Origin of the sequence: Novosphingobium sp., from assembly GCF_039595395.1 — a bacterium.
Classification (GTDB): Bacteria; Pseudomonadota; Alphaproteobacteria; order Sphingomonadales; family Sphingomonadaceae; genus Novosphingobium.
Genome location: NZ_JBCNLP010000001.1, coordinates 2,685,184 through 2,706,845, shown reverse-complemented (window position 1 = coordinate 2,706,845; position 21,662 = coordinate 2,685,184). Strand labels below are relative to the sequence as shown.

The window sequence follows — 21,662 nt, the reverse complement described above, 5'->3', positions numbered from 1 at the left end:
GATGGCAATCGAACTGAAGATGCCCGCGCTGTCGCCCACCATGGAAGAGGGCAAGCTGGCGCGCTGGCTGGTCAAGGAAGGCGATGAGGTCAAGTCCGGCGATATCCTCGCCGAGATCGAAACCGACAAGGCCACCATGGAATTCGAGGCCGTCGACGAAGGCACGATCGGCAAGATCGTGGTCGCCGAAGGCACCGAAGGCGTGAAGGTCGGCACCGTGATCGCCGTGATCGGCGAGGGCGATGTGGCGGCTCCCGCTGCTTCCGCGCCCGCCGCTGCTGCCCCGGCGCCCGCCGCCGTGGCGGCTGCTCCGGTTGCCCCCAAGGCGCCCGCCAAGCCCGAAATCCCCCATGGCACCAACATGAAGACCTCGACCGTGCGCGAGGCTCTGCGTGACGCCATGGCCGAGGAAATGCGCCGTGATCCGCGCGTCTTCGTGATGGGCGAGGAAGTCGCCCAGTATCAGGGCGCCTACAAGGTCACGCAGGGTCTGCTGGAGGAATTCGGCCCCAAGCGCGTGATCGACACGCCGATCACCGAATACGGCTTTGCCGGCATCGGCACCGGTGCCGCCATGGGCGGGTTGCGCCCCATCGTCGAGTTCATGACGTTCAACTTCGCCATGCAGGCGATTGACCACATCATCAACTCGGCGGCCAAGACCAACTACATGTCGGGCGGCCAGATGCGTTGCCCGGTCGTGTTCCGTGGTCCCAACGGCGCTGCCAGCCGCGTGGGTGCGCAGCACTCGCAGAACTATGGCCCGTGGTACGCCAACGTCCCCGGCCTGATCGTGATCGCGCCTTACGACGCTTCGGATGCCAAGGGCCTGCTCAAGGCCGCCATCCGTAGCGAGGATCCGGTCGTGTTCCTTGAGAACGAGCTGATCTATGGCCGTTCGTTCGAGCTGCCCGAGCTGGACGACCACGTTCTGCCCATCGGCAAGGCCCGCGTGATGCGCGAAGGCAAGGACGTGACGATCGTCAGCTACTCGATCGGCGTGGGCCTGGCCCTCGAAGCCGCCGAGACGCTGGCCGCCGAAGGCATCGATGCCGAGGTGATCGATCTGCGCACGCTGCGCCCGCTCGACAAGGAGACGGTGCTGGCTTCGCTCAAGAAGACCAACCGCATCGTGGTGGCCGAAGAAGGCTGGCCGACCTGCTCGATCGCTTCGGAAATCGCGGCCATCGCGATGGAAGACGGCTTCGACGATCTGGACGCTCCGGTGGTCCGCGTCTGCAACGAGGACGTGCCGCTGCCTTATGCCAACAACCTCGAAAAGGCCGCGCTGATCGATGCCTCGCGCATCGTGGCTGGCGTCAAGAAGGTCACCTATCGCTGATCTTCGCCTTCGGGTGTGAACAAGAGGGGCGCTCCGGTCTGACCGGGGCGCCCTTTTTGATGGGGCTGTCCTTGCCCCCGATCTGCTGTATGGGCGCGGGCATGAGCGATATATCCCAGCTTGATACGCAGCTTGAGACACTGCCGCCGCCATGGCGTCTGGCGCTGGCCTATGCCCCGCGCGAGGCGCGTGAGGCGTGGCTCTCCTTTCTGGCGCTGGATGTGCGTCTGGCGGGCGTGGTGCGTGCCGCGCGCGAGCCCATGCTGGGCCAGATGAAGCTGGCCTGGTGGCGCGACCGCCTGAACGCCGACCCCGCGACATGGCCCAAGGGCGAGCCTCTGCTGGCGATGCTGAAGGGCTGGGGCGAGCATGCCAAGGGCCTCGTGCCGCTGGTTGATGGCTGGGAAGTGCTGCTGGACGAATGGGACGGCGGCGCGGCGCTGGAGGCTTTGACACAGGGCCGGGTGGCGGGCGTGGAAGCCCTGGTGCGGGTTCTGGGCGTGGCCCATGACCGCATCGCCCCCATGACCCACTGCTGGGCGGCGATGGATCTGGCCAGCCATCTGGGCGATCCCGCCGAGCGCGAGGCCGCCATGGCCAAGGTGGCGGCGCTGGACTGGAAGGCCTGGCGTCTGCCCAAGGCGATGCGCCCGCTCACCGTGCTGCACGGGCTGGCGCGGCGTGAGAGCAAGGGGGGGGATGCGGCCTCTCCCATGGCGCTGCTGTCTGCCATGCGGTTTGGCATTTTCGGTATGTAGGGCGTTTTTGCTGTCGCATCGTTGATGCGAAAAACCGGTTCCCACTTTTTCGCATGATGCTCTAGTCTGCCCTCTCTGGTTGAAGAGGGGCTGGGATGAACCGGATCGCTTTGGGGGCGGTGTCTGCGCTGTTGCTGGCGGGCGCGGGCTTTTTCTGGTGGCAGGGCCGCGCGGAGGTCGAGCGCGGCGCTCCGCCGCCCGATCTATCCGGAAGCCATGCCGAGGCGCCTCTGGAATTGCCCAGTGCCGATTCGCATGGCCGCGGGCCGGGGCTGCCTGATCTCAAAACCAAGAAGCGTCCCAAGCAATCGCTCGAGGAACGGCGCTTCAACCGCTTCGACCGCAACCGCGATGGCAAGATCACCCGCGTCGAGATGCTCTCCACCCGCGTGAAGGCCTTCCAGAAGCTGGACACCAACCACGACAATCTGCTGACTTTCGAGGAATGGGCGGTGAAGACCTCCGAGCGGTTCAAGGCAGTGGATCGCGATGGTGATGGGATCATTTCGCGCGATGAGCTGAACGCTTTTTACGCGGCGCAGGAGGCGGCGAAGGCGCAGCGGGCGGCGGCCAAGGCGATGCAGTGTTCGTGCAGCACTGCGCCTTCGGCGGAGGAAGAAGATTAGGAGAGAAACTTGAGGGCCTTAGGCCCTCAAACTCCCGTTACGTCTCCCGACGCAAGGGCAGGGGGCGCCCGATCCTGGCGCATAACCTCTCTGCCCCGTAGGGAATGAAAGCCTGCGGCGCTGCGACGTTGTTCTATGGCTGAACCCGAAGCGCAACGCAGACAGTCATGGGAGCGCGAGGGGGTAACCCCCTCGCATTTCCCTTTTTACCCTTCTGCCCCTGATCCGGGCAACCACGCCGCCAGATCCTCCTTGGCCCGCTCCGTATACGCCACCTTCCGCTCGGGCTTCTTGCGCTTGCGGCCTTCGGGCGTCTTGGGATCGACGGGTGGGAACAGGCCGAAGTTGATGTTCATCGGCTGATAGGTCTCGGCCTCGGCGTCGCCGGTGATATGGGCCAGCAGCGCGCCCAGAGCAGTCGTTGCGGGGGGGCTCACAAAGTCGCGACCGGCCAGTTCGCAGGCGGTCATGATGCCGACCAGCATGCCGACGCTGGCGCTCTCCACATAGCCCTCGCAGCCGGTGATCTGCCCGGCGAAGCGGATATGCGGCGCCGATTTCAGGCGCATCTGGCGGTCCAGCAGCGTGGGCGAGTTGAGGAAGGTGTTGCGGTGCAGACCGCCGAAGCGCGCGAATTCGGCGTTCTCAAGGCCGGGGATCATGCGGAAGATGCGCTGCTGCTCGGCGTATTTCAGCTTGGTCTGGAAGCCGACGATGTTCCACAGCGTGCCCAGCACATTGTCCTGGCGCAGCTGGACCACGGCATAGGGCCAGCGGCCGGTGCGGGGATTGTCGAGGCCAACGGGTTTCATCGGGCCGAAGCGGAGCGTGTCCTCGCCGCGTTCGGCCATCACCTCGATGGGCATGCAGCCGTCGAAATAGGGGGTGTTGGACTCCCATTCCTTGAAGACGGTCTTGTCGCCGGCCAGAAGCTCCTCGCGGAAGGCGAGGTACTGGTCCTTGTCCATCGGGCAGTTCACGTAATCCTTGCCACCCTTGTCCCAGCGGGCGGCCATCCAGGCCACGTCCATATCGATGGACTCGTGGTAGACGATGGGGGCGATGGCGTCGAAGAAGGCGAGGCTGTCCGCGCCCGTCGCGCCGCCGATGCTGGTGGCCAGCGAGGCCGCTGTCAGCGGGCCGGTGGCGACGATGGTCAGGCCTGCTTGCGGCAGGGTGTCGATGCGTTCGCGCACCAGTGTCAGCGTGGGCTGGCTGGTCAGCGCTTCCTCGATGGCGTGGGAAAAGACCTCGCGGTCCACGGCCAGCGCGCTGCCGGCGGGTACACGGGCCTTGTCGGCGGCGGCCATGATCAGCGAGTCGCAGGCGCGCATCTCGTGATGCAGCAGGCCCACGGCGTTCGACGTGTCATCGTCCGAGCGCAGCGAGTTGGAGCAGACCAGCTCGGCCAGATTGTCGGTCTGATGGGCGGGGCTGCGTTCTCCGGTGCCGCGCATTTCGGAGAGGCGCACGCGAAAGCCGCGCTTCGCCAGTTGCCATGCCGCCTCGCTGCCCGCGAGGCCGCCGCCGATGATGTGAACGTCGTAAGAAGTGTCAGAGGTCATGGGGCGCCTTTGCCCCAAGCCGAGGCTCAGGGCAAGTTTGGCAGGATTGGTTCGCCTTCAGCGGTCCGTTGCAGGGCCCCATGCGCCACCACGGCGGAGAGCGGTAGCGGGCCGTAGATATGCGGGAAAAGGGCGCCGCCGCGCGCCTCTTCCCACTTCACCGTGTCGCCCAGCGCCGTCAGATCGACGGCGGCGAGGTAGAGATCATCCTGCCCGGCGAACCATTTGGCCAGCGTGCCCGCCACCTGATCCTGCGCCGAAAGATGGATATAGCCATCGGCCAGATCGACCGGCGCCCCGGCGAAACTGCCCTTTTCGGACAGCTCCGCCCATTGGGGACCGGTCAGGATCTTCCAGGCGATGCCGGGCAGGGTGCTCACGCCTCCGCGCCGCCTTCGGAAGCTTCGGGCGCGGGCGAAGCGGTGGCTTCAACCTCATCGCCCTCTTCTTCCTCTTCGGCCAGACGCACCGCCGAAACGACATGCTCCTGATCGGCGACATTGAACAGGCGCACGCCCGCGCTGCCGCGACCGATGACGCGCAGGGTCGTCAGCGGCAGGCGGATCAGCTTGGCCTGATCGGTCACCAGCATCAGTTGCTCGGCCTGAACCGTCGGGAAGCTGGCGACGACAAGCCCGTTTCGGGCGATGTTGTCGATGTTGGTGATGCCCTGACCGCCGCGACCGGTGCGGCGATACTCATAGGCCGAGGACAGCTTGCCATAGCCATTGGCGCAGACGGTCAGGATGAACTGCTCGTTCTCGGCCAGATAGGCGTAGCGCTCGGCGGTCAGCGTGGGTTCGCCTTCCTTCTCGCCCTTCCACGGGGCGAAGCGCAGGTAATCCTCGCGCTCTTCCGGCGTGGCGCCGACGCGCTTGAGGATCGAGAGCGAGACGACCTCATCCTCGCCCTTCAGTGCCATGCCGCGCACGCCGGTCGAGGTGCGCGAGGTGAACTCGCGAACCTCATCGGCGGCAAAGCGGATTGCCTTGCCCTGACGCGAGGCCAGCAGCACATCGTCACCCGAGTCGAGCAGGGCGACGCCGATCAGGCGATCCTCATCCTCATCGTCGAAGCGCATGGCGAATTTGCCATTGGACGGAATGTTGGCGAAGGCGTCCATGCTGTTGCGGCGCACATTGCCCTTGGCGGTAGCGAAGACGACCGAGAGGTCGCCCCATGCCGCTTCATCCTCGGGCAGCGGCAGCACGGTCTGGATTGTCTCGCCCTGATCGAGCGCGGGCAGCAGATTGACGATCGGGCGACCGCGCGTGGCCGGCCCACCCTCGGGCAGGCGATAGACCTTGAGACGATAGACCTTGCCGGCGGTCGAGAAGAACAGCACCGGATTGTGGGTGGTGGTGACGAACATCGTCGCCACGGCATCCTCATCCTTGGTGGCCATGCCCGCGCGGCCCTTGCCGCCACGCGCCTGAGCGCGGAAGGTGCTGAGCGGCGTGCGCTTGATGTAGCCGTCCATGGTGACGGTCACGACCATCTCGTCGCGCTCGATCAGGTCTTCGTCGTCGATGCTGTCGCCTGCGGGCACGATCTCGGACTTGCGGGGCGTGGCGAACTGCGCTTTCACCGCCACCAGCTCCTCACGCATGATGCCATAGAGCTTCACGCGGTCGGCCAGAATCGAGAGATATTCGGCGATGGCATCGGCCAGCTGCTGCAGCTCGTCGCCGATTTCGTCGCGGCCCAGCGCGGTCAGGCGATGCAGGCGCAGGTCCAGAATGGCCTTCACCTGAATTTCCGACAGGCGATAGGTGGGCGCCGAAAGCTCGTCCGAACCCTCCTCGATGGCCTCGACCAGGCGGATGTAGGAGGCGATCTCGCCCATGGGCCATTCGCGCGTCAGCAGCGCGGTGCGGGCGGCGGCGGGGTTGGGGGCGCCGCGGATGATGCGGACGACCTCGTCCAGATTGGTGACGGCGATCACCAGACCCAGCAAGATATGCGCCCGGTCGCGCGCCTTGTTCAGCTCGAACTTGGTGCGGCGGGTGATGACCTCTTCACGGAAGCTGATGAAGCTGGTGATGATGTCCTTGAGGCCCAGCACCTCCGGACGGCCGCCACGGATCGCCAGCATGTTCGCCGGGAAGGAGGACTGGGCGGGGGTGTTGCGCCAGATCTGGTTGAGCACCACCTCGGGCGTGGCATCGCGCTTCAGATCCACGACGACGCGCACGCCCTCGCGGTTCGACTCGTCGCGGATGTCGCTGATGCCTTCGATCCGCTTGTCCTTGGCGGCTTCGGCGATCTTCTCGACCAGACCGTTCTTGCCGACCTGATAGGGGATCGAGGTCAGCACGATCGAGCGGCGGTCGCCACGGCCCGTCTCGATCTCGTGACGCGCGCGCATCAGGATCGAGCCGCGCCCGGTGTTGTAGGCATTGCGCGCCCCGCCCTGACCCAGGATCAGCGGCGCGGTGGGGAAATCGGGGCCGGGGATGATCTGCATCAGCTCATCGGTGGTGATGGCCGGGTTTTCCATCGTGGCGAGGCAACCGTCGATCACCTCGCCCAGATTGTGCGGCGGGATGTTGGTGGCCATGCCGACGGCGATGCCGCCCGCGCCATTGACCAGCAGATTGGGGAAGCGCGCGGGCAGGGCCTGCGGCTCGCTCTCCGACCCGTCGTAGTTGTCGGCGAAATCGACGGTGTTCTTGTCGATATCGGCCAGCAGGCTGTCGGCCACCTTGGCCAGACGCGCCTCGGTGTAACGCATCGAGGCCGGCGGATCGGGGTCCATGCTGCCGAAGTTGCCCTGGCCGTCGATCAGCGGCAGGCGCATCGACCAGTCCTGCGTCATGCGCGCCAGCGCGTCATAGATCGCCGAGTCACCATGGGGGTGATACTTACCCATGGCGTCACCGACGATACGCGCCGACTTGCGATAGGCCTTGCCCGAGGTGAAGCCGTTTTCGTGGCAGGTCCAAAGGATGCGGCGATGCACAGGCTTCAACCCGTCGCGCACATCGGGGAGGGCGCGCCCCACGATCACGCTCATCGCGTAATCGAGATAGCTCGTCTTCATCTCGTCGACGATGTCGACGCGGGTGAATTCGCCCATGGGGTTCGCAGGGTCGGTCAGGGTTGTTTCGCTCACGCGGTTTGTTTTCGCTCTGTTGATCAGGACGGTCGATAGACCGCTCTAGGGCAGGTTGGGCGCCAAGGCCAGCACTGTGGTCATGATGCCCTGAATTGGCGGGCGTTTTTCCACAAGCCCATGATCTGCATGGGCTCATATGCTCCAAGCATGCGGCGGGGCGATGGGCATGTGCGGCGGGGCGGGTTCAAATGCGGTTCAGTCGCGTCGCCCCATATATTCCACGGTTGCCAATCTGGCGAATCCCTTGCACTAAAACGGAACACGCAAGGTCTTTGCGGATTTTGCACCAAGGATTTTTCCCTGCCGCGCAAGGTGCGGGGCCGGGGGCATAACAGGAGTTGAATGCATGAACCGGACCAGCTCGCGCCAGCGTGGACCGCTCCTCGCGCGTGTCGCCATGGCCGCCGCTCTGTCGCTGGGCGTGGTGTCCTCGCTCGGCCTGGCCGCGCCTGCCTTCGCGAAGGAGAAGGCCGCCAGCGGCGCCGCGCAGTACACCCCCGGCTTCCTGGCCGTGGCCAGCCCGCTGCAGACCGCCGTCACCAAGGCCAAGGACAATCCCGCCTCGGTGCCCGATCTGGTCAAGCAGGTCGATCCGCTGATCGCCGCCGCCAAGTCGCCTGACGACAAGTTCGGCGCCGGCGGTCTGGTCGTGGCCATCGGTCTGGCCGCCAAGGACACCGCCCTGCAGCGCAAGGGCATCCTGCTCGAGCTGGACAGCGGCAAGGCCCCGGCTGACATGGTCGGCAAGCTGAACGTCTATGCCGCGCAGTTCGCCTATGACGCCAAGGACTTCGCCGATGTGCGCGCCCGCGTCGCCGCCGCTCAGGCCGCCGGTTACAAGGACGTGCAGCTCGAGATTCTGGCCGCCGACACCTATTTCCAGGAAAAGAAGATCCCCGAGGGTCTGGCTGCCCTGAAGACCGTGATCGAGCATGCCCGCGCCAGCGGCGTGAAGGTGGACGAAGCCTGGTATCGCCGCGGTCTGGGCGGTTCCGAGGATTCGATGAACGCCGATTACGGCACGTTCTTCGCCACCGGTCTGGCGCAGGACTATGGCACCCCCGCCAACTGGCAGCTTGCCGCGGCCGTGATCCGCGACACGCACAAGTATGGCCTGCCCGAGACGCTGGATGTGCTGCGCCTGCAGTCGCGCCTCGACGCGCTGCTGAACGAGCGTGACTACCTCGATTACATCGAGGCGGCCGACCCGATCCGCAACCCCGCCGAGGTCAAGGCCGCTGCCGACAAGGGCATTGCCGCCGGCAAGCTGAAGGCGGCGACGCCTTTCGTGGCTGACGCGGTGCGTATCGCTTCGGGCCGTATGGCTTCGGACCGCGCTGCTCTGCCCGATCTCGAAAAGAGCGCGCGCGGCGCCAATGCCAAGACCACGCTGATCGCCGGTACGGGCGACGCCTATCTGGGCTTCGGTCAGGCCGCCAAGGCTGCCGAGATCTACAAGCTGGCTCTGGCGCGCCCGGATGCCGACAAGGCGCTGCTCAACACCCGTCTGGGCATCGCCCTGTATGACGCTGGCGACTATGCCGGTGCCAAGGCTGCCTTCTCGGCTGTCGAAGGGCCGCGTCAGGGTATCGCTCAGCTGTGGCTGGTGCAGGTGGCCAACAAGGCTGGCGGGAAGTAAGATTGAAGGGGAAAGTGCGAGGGGGTTACCCCCTCGCGCTCCCATAACGTCTCCCGGCGAGAGTACAGTGGCGCCGCTTCGGTGCGCGTGAACTCTCCACCAGCGCACGAAAAAGGCGCCGCAGGCAGTTCATGCCTCGGCGCCTTTTCTCGTTTGAAAGCCTGCGGCGCGGCAAGCTGGGCACAACGCCGAACCCTATGCGCAACGTAGACATTAACGGGAGCGCGAGGGCGATGGCCCTCGCATTCCCTTTTTGTCCTTAACTCGCCGGAGAAAACTCGCCCGTCTCTTCATCCAGCACATGCAAAACGCCATCCGAAATGGCGAAGAACGCACCACGCAGCGTCAGTTCGCCGCTGGCTTCCTTGGCCTGCACGCAGGGGAAGCTGCGCAGGTTGCTGAGGCTGACCTTCACCCCGGCCAGTTCCATTGCGCGCTCGGCCTCGCGGCCCTTGGTGCCGTATTGGGCGACCACCGGCTCGCGCGCTTCATCCAGCATGGCGATCCAGTTGGCGATAAAGCCGCCCTTGCCGGGCTCGGCGCCATGCAGTTCCTGGGTCAGCGCCGCCTTGCAGCCGCCGCACAGGCCGTGGCCCAGCACCAGCACCTCTTTCACCTTCAGCACCTGCACCGCGAATTCGAGGGCGGCGGAGACGCCGTGATGGCCGGGCGTGGTTTCGAAGGGGGGCACCATGGCGGCGACATTGCGCACCACGAAAATCTCGCCGGGATCGACGTCGAAGATCTGCGAGGGGTCCACGCGGCTGTCGGAACAGGCGATGACCATGACTTCGGGCTGCTGGCCCTCGCCAAGTTGCTGCCAACGGTCGCGGTGGGGCGTCCAGCCCGATTCGCGAAAGCGGCGGTATCCTGCCAGAAGGCGGTCGAGGGGGGGCTTGGCATCCGTGCTCATGCGCGCTTTTTATGCCTCGAAGGCGTCGCCGCGCAAGAGGCGGCGTCATTCATGCCCCTTGGTGCAAGCAGACATGCATTGCGCGCAAGTCTTACGACGCTTTTCCACTGGCAAGGCGGCGGTCATGCGCCTATCTGGCACACATGAACGACCTTTCCACCGCGCCTCAGCCCGCCGACCAGACATCTGACCGCCCCGCCATCCAGCGCAAGCCCGACTGGATCCGCGTGAAGGCTCCGGTCAGCAAGGAATATGGCAAGACCCGCGACCTGATGCGCGAGCTGAGCCTGAACACGGTGTGCGAAGAGGCAGCCTGCCCGAACATCGGCGAATGCTGGACCAAGAAGCACGCCACGGTGATGATCCTGGGCGATGTCTGCACCCGCGCCTGCGCCTTCTGCAATGTGAAGACCGGCATGCCGCGCAAGGTCGATCCGCTCGAGCCCGCGCATGTCGCCGAGGCCGCCGCCAAGCTGGGGCTGGAGCATATCGTCATCACCTCGGTCGATCGTGACGATCTGCCCGACGGCGGCGCCAGCCAGTTCGTGAAGGTCATCAACGAGCTGCGCAAGAACACGCCCAACACCACCATCGAGATCCTGACGCCGGACTTCCGCAACAAGATGCATCGCGCGGTGGAAGCCATCGTCGAGGCCGGTCCGGACGTCTACAACCACAATCTGGAGACGGTGCCCCGCCTCTATCCCACCATCCGCCCCGGCGCGCGCTACTACGCCTCGCTGCGCCTGCTGGAAGAGGTGAAGCGCCACAATCCGCTGATCTTCACCAAGAGCGGCGTGATGCTGGGTCTGGGTGAGGAGCGTCTGGAGGTCCATCAGGTGATGGACGACATGCGCAGCGCTGGCATCGATTTCCTGACCATGGGCCAGTATCTGCGCCCCACGCCCAAGCATGCCGAGGTGAAGGAATTCGTCACCCCGAAGGCTTTCGCCGCCTATGGCGCGATTGCCCGTGCGAAGGGCTTCCTGCAGGTGGCGGCCAGCCCGCTGACCCGCTCGTCGTATCATGCGGGTGAGGATTTCGCCCAGATGCGCGCCGCGCGTGAGGCTCAACTGGCCAAGAAGGCGGCTCAGGCCGTGCTGGCGGGCACCAAGTAACATGCCGGGCATTCATGAAGTGCGGCGCATGCCTTACAGCGCCCAGCAGATGTTCGATCTGGTCGCCGATGTCGCGCGCTATGGCGAATTCCTGCCCTGGGTGGTCGCCACCCGCGTGCGCAGCGACGACGGGAATGAGATGATCGCGGACATGCTGGTCGGCTTCAAGATGCTGCGCGAGAAGTTCACCAGCAAGGTGGTGAAGGAGCGTCCCAACATCATCACCGTCCACTATGTGGATGGGCCGATGCGCGATCTCGACAACCGCTGGGAGTTTCGTGACGTCGACGGCGGGTGCGAGCTGGATTTCAACGTGACCTTCAGCTTCCGCAACGCCTTGTTCGAAAGCATCGCGGGCCAGTATTTCGACCGCGCTTTCCGCAAGATGGTCGAGGCCTTCGAGGCCCGCGCCGCCGATCTTTACGGCGCTCCGGCTGTCTGACGCCGGCCTGCGCCGTCCACAGGGTTAAAGCAAAGCTGGCTGGGTCCAGAGCCCGGCCGGCTTTGTTGTGAAAGTTGTCGGAAAAGAACAATTTTCAACGATCTGAACGACTAAGCAGCGGCTGCATCAAAGCGATAGCGCCCAGCAGAACGGAGAGATATCCCCTCATGAGTCCGCAAGAAAAGAAGCAGCGCATCCTGCGTCAGATCGCGATCTTCGGCACCGTTCTGGTCGTGTTTCTGATCTACACCGCCTATCGCCTCAAGGCTGGCAATTTCGGCTGATCCTCAGCGCGTCGGAACGATTGGTCCGGAATGGCCGCAACCGGCCATTCCGGACATTATATCAGATGGCGTAATCCCCAGCGGGCTCGGCCGGGTCCTCGGTGCGGGGCGGCAGCAGCAGTTCCAGCGCTACGCGAGCGGCATCGGCGCGCACGCTGGCGCGGCTGGTGGGGGTGAAGTGGCGCTCTTCGGCCACGACATCGGTGCCGCCGCGCTCGGCCTTGGCGAAGACCACCAGCCCGACCGGCTTTTGCGGCGAGCCGCCATCGGGCCCGGCAATACCACTGATCGCCACCGCCACATCGGCGTCCGAATGCTTGAGCGCGCCCTGAGCCATCGCCCAGGCGCAGGCCACCGAGACAGCGCCGAAGGTGTCGATGATGTCATGCGGCACGCCGAGCTGGCGGTGCTTGGCAGCGTTGGAATAGGTGATGAAGCCGCTGTCGACCACCGCCGATGATCCGGCGATCTCGGTCAGGGCGGCGCAGACCAGGCCGCCGGTGCAGCTTTCGGCCAGCGCGACCTTGCGGCCTGCGGCCCGGTTTTCGTCGATGACCTGCTGGGCCAGCGCCACGATGTCGGCGGGAAGGAGGGTGTCTGTCATGGTTTGTTGCAGATCTGGATCTTTCCGATCCTTGCCTGTCCGGTCTGCGAACCCAGACCGATGGCAAGGCCGATGATGTCTGCCGTGCTTTGCGCGGGCAGCGGGGAGAGCAGGCGCAGCATGTTGTCGAGGCTGCTGCAACGCTCGGCGGGAATTTTCTCGACGACCAGCCCCTGAATGAAGGCATCGGCCATCTGCTGAAGCTGGGGATCGGGCATGGCGCGAAGCATGTCGCCAACCGGGCCCTGCTGGCCCGAGGACAGTTTCAGAAAGACGTTGCGGGCACCGGGCCATGCCTCGGGCTTGCCGGCGGCATAGCGCGCGATCATCGCGGGCCCGCCGGTCTTGAGGAAAGCGTCGGGCGGCAGGCTGGCCGAGCAGCGCTGCGCCGTCGCGCTCAGCGCATTGGGCAGGGCGTAGGTGGAGAGCGCATTGAACTCATGCGGGGTGATGCAGGGCGGCTCAGCGGCGCGGGCCAGACCCGGCACCAGCACCAGCAGCGCGGCGGACAGGGCGCAGAAGGGGCGCTTGCTGACCCGCCTCCCTGTCGCCAGCGCCTTCATGCGCGCACCACCACGGCGGCGGCCTGACAGGCGATGCCTTCGCCGCGCCCGGTGAAGCCCAGCTTCTCGGTGGTGGTGGCCTTTACGCTGACCAGCGCCTCGGGCACTTCCATGATCTGCGCCAGACGCGTCTGCATGGCATCGCGATGCGGGCCGATCTTGGGCGCCTCGCAGATGATCGTCACATCGACATTGCCGAGCTGGTAACCAGCCTCGCGCACCAGCTTCATCGCATGGGCGAGGAACTGGTCGCTGGAGGCGCCCTTCCACTGCATGTCGCTGGGCGGGAAATGCTTGCCGATATCGCCCAGCGCCACCGCGCCCAGCAGGGCATCGACCAGCGCATGGATCGCCACATCGGCATCGCTATGGCCCGAGAGCCCCTGATGATGCTCGATCTTCACGCCGCAGAGCCACAGTTCCTCGCCATCCTCCAGCCGGTGGACGTCATAGCCGGTGCCCATGCGGACGGGCGGACGTGTCTCGCCGTCCCCGAAATCGCTGGCATAGGTCAGTTTGTGCAAGATCTCATCTCCATCGACCAGCGCCACGTCGAGCCCATGGGCCTGCGCCACCTGGGCATCGTCGCCGGCGATGGGCGTGTCCGCCCAAGCCTGATGCGCCGCAAGAATGTCATTATAGTTAAAGGCCTGCGGTGTCTGCACCCGGCGCAAGGCTTCACGCCGTGCCGGAGCGCCCATTTTTACGCCGCGCGGATCGCTTTCCGCATGGCACAGGCTGTCCACCACGGGCAGCACGGGGATGGCGCCGGGGAAGCGATCCAGCGCCTCGACCAGCCTGTCGATCACCGCGCGGGGCAGGATCGGGCGGGCGGCATCATGGATCAGCACCAGACGGGGCCAATCGCCCTGCATCGCTTCCAGCCCGAAACGGACCGATTGCTGGCGGGTCTCGCCCCCGGTGATAAAGCGCACGCCGTCGATCCCGGCCACGCAGGCGCGGGCGATCTCTTCGGCGCCTTCGGGGATGGCCACGATGATCGGGGTGATGCCCGCTGCCGCCAGCGCCTCGACCGAATGCCGCAGAACCGGCTTGCCGCGCCATGGCGCGAATTGCTTGGGCACAGGCTGTCCGGCGCGCAAGCCTTGCCCGGCTGCGACCACCAGAGCCGCTACTCCTGAGAGATTCGCTTCGCTCGTCATCCGGCGGGCGGGTAAACGCTTGCTGCTTGGCGCGCAATCCACTATGCGCTGCCTGTTTTTTAGGCAAAGCCCGGATTATGAGCAGCGCACCCGTCCCGCCCGTTCTCAAGCCGATCCATATCGGCCCCGTTCAGATCGACTCTCCGGTCGTTCTGGCGCCGATGACGGCGGTGACCGACCTGCCGATGCGCCGTCTGGTGCGCCGCTATGGCAGCGGGCTGAACGTGACCGAGATGATCGCCAGCCCCGCCGCGATCCGCGAAACGCGCCAGTCGATCCAGAAGGCGGCCTGGGACCCGGCGGAAGAGCCAGTCTCGATGCAGCTCGTCGGCTGCGAGCCGGAACAGATGGGCGAGGCGGCCAAGCTCTCCGCCGACAAGGGCGCCGCGATCATCGACATCAACATGGGCTGCCCGGTGAAAAAGGTGGTGAATGGCGATGCTGGTTCCGCGCTGATGCGCGACCTGCCGCTGGCCACCCGCCTGATCGAGGCCACGGTGAAGGCCGTCGATGTGCCCGTCACGGTCAAGATGCGGATGGGCTGGTGCCATGACAGCCTGAACGCGCCCGAACTGGCGCGCATCGCTCAGGATCTTGGCGCCAAGATGATCACCGTGCATGGCCGCACCCGCAACCAGATGTATCGCGGCGAGGCAGACTGGGCCTTCGTGCGCACTGTTGTCGAGGCGGTGGACATTCCCGTTATCGTCAATGGCGATATCTGCACCATCGAGGATGTCGCCAAGGCGGTTGAGCAGTCGGGCGCCGATGGCGTGATGATCGGGCGCGGCGCCTATGGCCGCCCGTGGCTGCTGGGTCAGGTGATGCACTGGCTCGCGACCGGCGAGCGCAAGGATGCCCCCGATCTGGCCGAACAATATGCCGTACTTTGCGAGCATTACGAGCTGATGCTGGAGCATTACGGCACCGTCACCGGCGTCAATCTGGCCCGCAAGCATCTTGGCTGGTACACCAAGGGCCTGCATGGCTCGGCGGAGTTCCGCAACCGGGTCAACTTCTTCGATGATCCCGATATGGTGAAGGCGGCGCTGGAAGAATTCTACATGCCGCTGATCGAGCAGGGCCACCAGCCGGCGCAGGCCGCATAAACGTGGTCGCAGCCGGGGAGGGGCCCGATCATCGCAAGCTGATGCTCAGCCTGCCCATGGCGGTGGTGGTGCTGGCGCCGGGGCAGATGATCGCTCAGGTCAACCCGGCGGCGGAACAGTTTTTCGGGCAATCGAACCGCCGCCTCGTCGGCAAGGCTTTGGGCAGCCTGCTCGATGTGGGTGAGCCGCGTCTCGCCCGCCGTCTGGCCGAGGGCGATGCGCCGGTGTCGGCGCGGCAGATCGATGTGCAGCTTGTCGGCCATGGCGTGAGGCGGCTCGACATTACGGCGGCCCCGGTGGCGGATTTCCCCGGCTGGCTGGTGATGACGCTTCACGATTCCTTTGCCGCCGATGCCATGCGCGAGAATGGCTCGGGCAATGAGGAAGGCGTGCTGCGCGCGCCCGAAATCCTTGCCCATGAGATCAAGAATCCGCTGGCGGGCATCAAGGGCGCCGCGCAATTGCTGGGCCGCAAGGTGGAGGGCGCGGACCGCGCCATGACCCTGCTGATCGCCGATGAGGTCGACCGCATCGCCAAGCTGATCGACCAGATGCAGACGCTCAGCCGTCGCACCACCGAGCCGGTCGCGCCCTGCAATCTGCATGAGGCGATCCGCCGCGCCGCCGCCATCCTCACTGCCGCCTCGGAAACCGCGCCCTCCCAAAACCTTTTACGCATCGAGGAGGAGTTCGATCCCTCGCTGCCCTCGGTGCTGGGCAGCGCGCATGGGCTGGTGCAGGTGCTGATCAACCTGCTCTCCAACGCCCGCGATGCCTGTCGCAAGACTGAAGGCGCGCGGATCATCGTGCGCACGCGCTTTGCCAGCGGGTTGCAGTTGCATTCGGCGGGGCAGGGTTCCCCGGTGCGTCTGCCGATCGAGGTGCGCGTCTCCGACAATGGGCCGGGCATCGACCCGACCATGCGCGACCATATTTTCGAGCCCTTTGTCAGCAGCAAGAAAAGCGGGCAGGGGCTGGGTCTGGCGCTGGTGCGCAAGCTGGTGCGCGATATGAACGGCCGCATCACGCATGATCGCGACGAGGCCGGGGGCTGGACTCATTTCCGCCTCCATCTGCCCGTCGCCATCGATGACACGCCAAGCTCCAGCAAATGGCGCTTTTTCAAGAGGCAGGGCATAGGGTGATGGGCGCTTGATGAACGTTCTGCTGGTTGAAGATGACGAATCCATCGCCATCGTGATCACCGCCGCGCTGGAGGCGGAAGGCTTTAATGTCGCCCGCTGCGACAGCATCGCCGAGCGCGATCGCCTGCTGGCCGAGCGCCGCTTTGCCGCGCTGGTCACCGATGTGATGCTGACCGATGGCGATGGCATCGAGTCGCTGGACCGGGTGCGCGCCCTGCGGCCCGACATGCCGGTGATCATCCTTTCGGCGCAGAACACGCTGGATACGGCGGTCCGCGCCAGCGACACCGACGCCTTCGAATATTTCCCCAAGCCTTTTGACATCGACGAACTGGTGCGTACCGTCCGTCAGGCCGGGGCTGCTGCTTCTTCCGCCGGGCTGCTGGAGGAGGAGAATGCCGGGCAGGGCTTGCCGCTGGTGGGGCGCAGCGCCTCGATGCAGGCGGTCTATCGCATGATCACCCGCGTTTTGCGCAATGATCTGACCGTGCTGATCCTTGGCGAGTCGGGCACCGGCAAGGAACTGGTGGCCGAGGCGATCCATCAGTTGGGCCATCGCCGTGCCGGGCCTTTCGTGGCCGTCAACACCGCCGCGATCCCCGCCGAGCTGATCGAAAGCGAGCTGTTCGGCCATGAGAAGGGCGCCTTCACCGGGGCCGTCGCCCGCAACATCGGCAAGTTCGAGCAGGCCGAGGGCGGCACCCTGTTCCTCGATGAGATCGGTGACATGCCGATGCAGGCCCAGACCCGCCTGCTGCGCGCGCTGCAATCGGGCATGATCCGCCGCGTGGGCGGTCGTGACGAGGTGCGGATCGACACGCGCATCATCGCGGCGACCAACCGCGACCTGATGCCGATGATCGCGGCGGGGCAGTTTCGCGAGGATCTGTTCTATCGCCTCAATGTCGTGCCCATCAACCTGCCGCCGCTGCGCGAGCGCGCATGATGTCGAGGCGCTGGCCCGCCATTTCCTGACCCTGGCCGCCGCCGAGGGCCTGCCGCGTCGCCAGCTTGCACCCGATGCCGTCGATCTGCTGACCCGCCAGCCCTGGCGTGGCAATGTGCGCGAGTTGCGCAATTTCATCTATCGCCTCGCCCTGCTGGCGCGCGAGGACATTATCGATGCCGCCGCCCTGACCCCGCTGCTGACCGCGCCCACGCGCGAAGAGGTGGAGGTGGTGCCCGCTTTGCCGCGGGCCTCCGATCTGGAAAGTTGCGTGACACAATGGCTGGCTCAGGAAAATCCCGAGCCGGGGACGGTTTACGACCGCGCTCTGGCCGCTTTCGAGCGCCCGCTGTTTATCGAGATCCTGCGTGCCACGGGCGGCAATCAGCTTCGGGCGGCGCAGTTGCTGGGCATCAACCGCAACACCTTGCGCAAGCGTCTGGGCGAGTTGAACGTGGACGCTGAAACGCTCGGGCGGCGTGCCTGAACGGGATGGTGTCACAAATCCTCTTGCAAGCACGCTACAGTGGTGTTGTAAGCGCGCAACGATGCCGCAGAATTTGACCCCTTCCATGCGCCGATGGCTGCCCCGCTGGTGGCGCCGGGCGCAGGTCTATCTGCGGCGCGCGAACATCTTCCCGTGGCTGGAAGGTGTGGCGCTGGCCTCTTTCCTGGCCGCGACGCTCTCTGCCTATCTTGTGCTCTCGGACCAGTCCGACAAAGGCCAGTTGCTGCCCTCGGCGCTGACGGCCACCTTGCTGGTGGGCATGCTGGTGCCCGCCATGGCGATCCTGATGCTGATCGGGCGGCGCATGGCGCTGCGCCGCGCGGCCGAAAGCATCGGTTCGAAGGGAAGGCTGCATGTGCAGCTCGTGTTCCTCTTCTCGATGATCGCGGCGGTGCCGACGCTGCTGGTGGTGGTCTGCGCTTCGTGGCTGTTCCAGTCGGGCGTGGAGTTCTGGTTCTCCGACAATTCGCGCGGCATGCTGGAAAACGCCAACAAGCTGGCGCAGGGCTATTATGAGCAGAGCCAGCGCGACGTGTCCGACAATGCCATCGCCATGGCTTACGATGTGCATGATGCGCTCAGCCGTGTCTCGATGGTCAGCCGTGAGTTTCAGGAGGGCATTTCCTATCAGGTCGTGCAGCGCAAGCTGGATGAGGTGGCGATCCTGCAGAAGGGCCCCAACGGTGCCCTGAACACCGCCGCCTTTATCGATCCCAGCGGCAAGCCGCATGACTGGGTCAAGCCCGAGGCCTTGCGCCGCCTCGATGCTGGCGAGAACATCGTCGTCAACACCAACGCCGACCGGATCGAGGTGGTGACGCCGATCGACCGCCGCAGCGGCATCTATCTCTTTGCCGCGCGCCGTTCGGACCTTCTGGCGATCACCCAGGGCCGTCGCGCCGATAACATCGTGCGCGCCTATCAGGTGCTCACGCAGAAAGCGCGGCTGCTGCAATTGCGCTTCAACGTGGCGCTGTTCATCGCCTCGCTGGCGCTGGTGGGTCTGTCCGTGTGGTTCGCCTTGCGCTTTGCCGACCGTCAGGTGCAGCCGCTGGCCGAACTGGTGGCCGCCGCCCGGCGCGTGGGTGCCGGTGAGTTCGATCAGCGTGTGCAGGGGCGGGCCGGGTCCGACGAGATCGGCCTGCTCAACCGCGCCTTCAACCGCATGACCGGCCAGATCGAGCGGCAGACTTTGGCCCTTGTCGGCGCCAACCAGCAAATCGGCGAACGCCGCGCCTTTATCGAGGCTGTGCTGGAATCGGTGACGGCAGGCGTGATCTCGCTTGATGCCGAGGGGCGCGTGCTGCTGATGAACTCCTCGGCGCAGAAGCTGCTGCGCCCTGCCGATGCCGGCCCGCCCGAGGGCCATGCGCTGGGCGATATCGCGCCTCAGCTTGCCGGGCTGGTCGGGCCTGCCGCCAATGAGGGCATCGTGCAATATGCCAAGGGCAGCGAATTGCTGACGCTGGCGGTAAAGGTCACCGGCAATCCGGCAGGCGCGGTGCTGACCTTCGAGGACATCACCCGGCAATTGCTCGACCAGCGTCAGGCGGCCTGGTCCGACGTGGCGCGGCGCATCGCGCATGAGATCAAGAACCCGCTCACCCCGATCCAGCTTGCCACGGAACGCCTCAAGCGCCGCTATCGCAAGCAGATCGTCGATGATGGCGAATTGTTCGAGGAGCTGACCCAGACGATCATCCGGCAGGTGGGCGATCTGCGCAAGATGGTCGATGAGTTCTCCTCCTTCGCGCGCCTGCCCAAGCCGGTCTTCCGCACCGAGGACCCGGCCGATCTGGCGCGTCAGGCGATGTTCCTTCAGGAGGTCGCGCGACCGGACATCAGCTTTGCCTTCTCGGCGGGTGAGGGGATCAACCAGATCGCCTGCGACCGTCATCAGTTCGGTCAGGCCATGACCAATGTGCTGAAAAACGCCACGGAGGCGGTCGAGGCGCGCGCCAAGAACGCCGAGGGCGATTATCGCGGGCGCATCACGCTGGATCTCTCCGGCGATGAGGACAGCGTGATGGTGACCATCACCGACAATGGCATCGGCCTGCCTCAGGACCGCGAGCGCATCGTCGAGCCCTATGTCACCACGCGTGAGAAGGGCACAGGCCTTGGTCTGGCCATCGTGAAGAAGATCATCGAGGAACACGGGGGCGAGATGGCCTTCGCCTCGGTCGAAACGGGGGGCACCAATGGGGGGGGAACCCGAGTCACCATGCGCTTCGCGCGCGATCCGCTCGACGACAAGCCTGCCGCAGACATGGGTGCTGCCAGGCGTGTCGGCGAGGCGGCCGAGTAGTAAGGAACGGAACTTTCCATGGCACTCGATATCCTGATCGTCGACGATGAGAAGGACATTCGCGATCTGGTCGCGGGTGTGCTCTCCGACGAGGGCTATGACTGCAGGACGGCGGGCGACAGCCGCGCCGCGCTGGAGGCGGTGGACAAGCGCCGCCCTTCGCTGGTGCTGCTCGACGTGTGGCTGCACGGCAGCCCGATGGACGGGCTGGAGGTGCTCGACGCGATCAAGGCGCGCGAGCCCGACCTGCCGGTGATCATCTTCTCGGGCCATGGCAACATCGATACGGCGGTGGCCGCGATCGGTCGCGGGGCGATGGATTTCATCGAAAAACCCTTCGAGACCGAGCGGCTGCTCCATCTGGTCGAGCGTGCCACGGAAACCGAACGCCTGCGCCGCGAGAATGCCCGGCTGAAGCTGGACGTCACGCAGGGCGAGGAGTTCACCGGCAACTCCAGCTCGATCAACCATGTGCGCGCGACGCTGAAGCGCGTGGCCAACACCGGCAGCCGTCTGCTGATCTCGGGCCCTTCGGGCGCGGGCAAGGAGGTGGCGGCGCGCCTGCTCCATAGCTGGAGCCCGCGTGCGGCCAATCCCTTCGTCAGCGTCAATTCCGCCCGCATCACCCCCGAGCGCTTCGAGGAGGAGCTGTTCGGCGAGGAGCAGAACGGCAAGCTGGTACGTGCCGGCCTGCTGGAGATGGCCGATGGCGGCACGCTCTACCTCGACGAGGTGGGCGATATGCCGCTTTCGACGCAGGCGCGGATCCTGCGGGTGCTCACCGATCAGGCCTTTGCCCGTGTTGGCGGGGCGCGGCAGTTGCGCGTCGATGTGCGCGTGGTCTCCTCCACCAGCCGCAATCTGGAGAAGGAAATCGCCGAAAAGCGTTTCCGCGAGGATCTGTTCTACCGACTGAACGTCGTGCCGGTGCATGTGCCGCCGCTCTCGGAGCGTCGCGATGACGTGCCCGCGCTGGTCAGCCATTTCTTCGCGCGTTACGCCAACGATCAGGGCCTGCCGCCGCCCGACATCAGCCTTGAGGCGATGGCCGCGCTGCAGGCCTATGAATGGCCGGGCAATGTCCGCCAGCTCCGCAATGTGGTCGAGCGTACCGTGATCCTCGCCCCGCGCGAACGTCTGGGCTGCATCGAGCCGGATATGCTGCCGGGCGAAATCGTCAGCGGGCGTCTGGCCGGCGATGGCGGCATGTCGGCGCTGATGGGCGTGCCCCTGCGCGAGGCGCGCGAGAATTTCGAGCGCGAATATCTGCGCGTCCAGATTCGCCGTTTTTCGGGCAACATTTCCAAGACCGCCAGCTTCATCGGCATGGAGCGCTCGGCCCTGCACCGCAAGCTCAAGCTGCTGGGCATGGGTGAGCGGCGGGAGGATGAGGAGGAGGAGTAGGCCCCTCTTTTTACACTGTAGGACAATTTTGGCCATTTACGCTGCAAGCGCGAAACATTATTCACTCAGGACAGAAGTCGGCCATCCGGGAATCGGAGGCCAGATCG

17 protein-coding genes and 1 pseudogene are annotated in these 21,662 nt (G+C 65.5%); 11 read left to right on the top strand and 7 right to left on the bottom strand.

Annotation, left to right across the window (positions count from 1 at the left end):
* Window position 1 precedes the first annotated feature (1 nt).
* The 3 genes from ABDW49_RS12535 (at window position 2) to ABDW49_RS12525 (ending at window position 2,726) form a co-directional block, all read left to right on the top strand.
* Entirely contained in the window at window positions 2-1,342 is a 1,341-nt protein-coding gene (locus ABDW49_RS12535) for a pyruvate dehydrogenase complex E1 component subunit beta (RefSeq protein WP_343612298.1), read from the top strand.
* 101 nt (window positions 1,343-1,443) lie between these two features.
* The gene (locus ABDW49_RS12530; RefSeq protein ID WP_343612296.1) at window positions 1,444-2,100 is read left to right on the top strand and encodes a hypothetical protein; all 657 of its coding nucleotides are present in this window, start codon (window positions 1,444-1,446) and stop codon (window positions 2,098-2,100) included.
* A gap of 95 nt (window positions 2,101-2,195) precedes the next feature.
* Window positions 2,196-2,726, top strand: a complete 531-nt coding sequence (locus tag ABDW49_RS12525; RefSeq protein ID WP_343612294.1) for an EF-hand domain-containing protein — start codon at window positions 2,196-2,198, stop codon at window positions 2,724-2,726.
* Window positions 2,727-2,932: 206 nt separating this feature from the next.
* On the opposite strand, the gene trmFO is transcribed toward ABDW49_RS12525, so the two are convergent.
* Genes trmFO through gyrA form a run of 3 tightly spaced genes read right to left on the bottom strand, consistent with a single transcriptional unit; the run spans window position 2,933 to window position 7,370 of the window.
* Window positions 2,933-4,291: a methylenetetrahydrofolate--tRNA-(uracil(54)-C(5))-methyltransferase (FADH(2)-oxidizing) TrmFO gene (gene trmFO, locus ABDW49_RS12520; protein ID WP_343612292.1), complete on the bottom strand. Its 1,359-nt coding sequence runs from the start codon at window positions 4,289-4,291 to the stop codon at window positions 2,933-2,935.
* A gap of 26 nt (window positions 4,292-4,317) precedes the next feature.
* Window positions 4,318-4,671, bottom strand: a complete 354-nt coding sequence (locus ABDW49_RS12515) for a DUF952 domain-containing protein (protein WP_343612290.1) — start codon at window positions 4,669-4,671, stop codon at window positions 4,318-4,320.
* Window positions 4,668-7,370 (bottom strand): DNA gyrase subunit A, encoded by a 2,703-nt coding sequence (gyrA, locus tag ABDW49_RS12510; protein ID WP_343614273.1) that lies wholly within the window; start codon window positions 7,368-7,370, stop codon window positions 4,668-4,670. The genes ABDW49_RS12515 and gyrA overlap by 4 nt, the downstream gene beginning before the upstream one ends.
* A 385-nt stretch (window positions 7,371-7,755) precedes the next feature.
* On the opposite strand from gyrA, the gene ABDW49_RS12505 reads away from it, so the two are divergent.
* A complete protein-coding gene (locus tag ABDW49_RS12505; RefSeq protein ID WP_343612288.1) occupies window positions 7,756-9,048 on the top strand; it encodes a hypothetical protein in 1,293 nt (430 codons plus the stop codon).
* 259 nt (window positions 9,049-9,307) lie between these two features.
* On the opposite strand, the gene ABDW49_RS12500 is transcribed toward ABDW49_RS12505, so the two are convergent.
* Window positions 9,308-9,961, bottom strand: coding sequence for a carbonic anhydrase (locus ABDW49_RS12500; protein WP_343612287.1), 654 nt, complete (start codon window positions 9,959-9,961; stop codon window positions 9,308-9,310).
* Between the two features lie 143 nt (window positions 9,962-10,104).
* Here ABDW49_RS12500 and lipA point away from each other — a divergent pair, with 143 nt between their 5' ends.
* The gene (lipA, locus tag ABDW49_RS12495; protein ID WP_343612285.1) at window positions 10,105-11,079 is read left to right on the top strand and encodes a lipoyl synthase; all 975 of its coding nucleotides are present in this window, start codon (window positions 10,105-10,107) and stop codon (window positions 11,077-11,079) included.
* 1 nt (window position 11,080) lies between these two features.
* Window positions 11,081-11,521 (top strand): type II toxin-antitoxin system RatA family toxin, encoded by a 441-nt coding sequence (locus ABDW49_RS12490; RefSeq protein ID WP_343612284.1) that lies wholly within the window; start codon window positions 11,081-11,083, stop codon window positions 11,519-11,521.
* Window positions 11,522-11,866: 345 nt separating this feature from the next.
* Here ABDW49_RS12490 and ABDW49_RS12485 read toward each other — a convergent pair whose 3' ends face one another.
* The 3 genes from ABDW49_RS12485 to ABDW49_RS12475 are packed head-to-tail and all read right to left on the bottom strand — an operon-like array spanning window position 11,867 to window position 14,135.
* On the bottom strand, window positions 11,867-12,409 hold the full coding sequence (locus ABDW49_RS12485; RefSeq protein WP_343612282.1) for a CinA family protein: 543 nt from the start codon (window positions 12,407-12,409) through the stop codon (window positions 11,867-11,869).
* Entirely contained in the window at window positions 12,406-12,972 is a 567-nt protein-coding gene (locus ABDW49_RS12480; RefSeq protein ID WP_343612280.1) for a hypothetical protein, read from the bottom strand. The genes ABDW49_RS12485 and ABDW49_RS12480 overlap by 4 nt, the downstream gene beginning before the upstream one ends.
* Complete coding sequence (locus ABDW49_RS12475) at window positions 12,969-14,135, bottom strand: bifunctional 2-C-methyl-D-erythritol 4-phosphate cytidylyltransferase/2-C-methyl-D-erythritol 2,4-cyclodiphosphate synthase (RefSeq protein ID WP_343612278.1); 1,167 nt, start codon at window positions 14,133-14,135, stop codon at window positions 12,969-12,971. Before ABDW49_RS12475 ends, ABDW49_RS12480 begins: the two co-directional genes overlap by 4 nt.
* A gap of 77 nt (window positions 14,136-14,212) precedes the next feature.
* On the opposite strand from ABDW49_RS12475, the gene dusB reads away from it, so the two are divergent.
* The 5 genes and pseudogenes from dusB to ABDW49_RS12450 all read left to right on the top strand — a co-directional run bounded on the left by dusB (window position 14,213) and on the right by ABDW49_RS12450 (window position 21,555).
* A complete protein-coding gene (gene dusB / locus ABDW49_RS12470; protein ID WP_343612276.1) occupies window positions 14,213-15,244 on the top strand; it encodes a tRNA dihydrouridine synthase DusB in 1,032 nt (343 codons plus the stop codon).
* A gap of 2 nt (window positions 15,245-15,246) precedes the next feature.
* On the top strand, window positions 15,247-16,389 hold the full coding sequence (locus tag ABDW49_RS12465; protein WP_343612274.1) for an ATP-binding protein: 1,143 nt from the start codon (window positions 15,247-15,249) through the stop codon (window positions 16,387-16,389).
* 10 nt (window positions 16,390-16,399) lie between these two features.
* A pseudogene (locus ABDW49_RS12460) lies at window positions 16,400-17,822 on the top strand (sigma-54 dependent transcriptional regulator).
* A gap of 85 nt (window positions 17,823-17,907) precedes the next feature.
* Window positions 17,908-20,151, top strand: coding sequence for an ATP-binding protein (locus ABDW49_RS12455; RefSeq protein ID WP_343612273.1), 2,244 nt, complete (start codon window positions 17,908-17,910; stop codon window positions 20,149-20,151).
* An 18-nt stretch (window positions 20,152-20,169) separates the two neighbouring features.
* Complete coding sequence (locus ABDW49_RS12450) at window positions 20,170-21,555, top strand: sigma-54 dependent transcriptional regulator (RefSeq protein ID WP_343612271.1); 1,386 nt, start codon at window positions 20,170-20,172, stop codon at window positions 21,553-21,555.
* The last annotated feature ends 107 nt before the right edge of the window (window positions 21,556-21,662 follow it).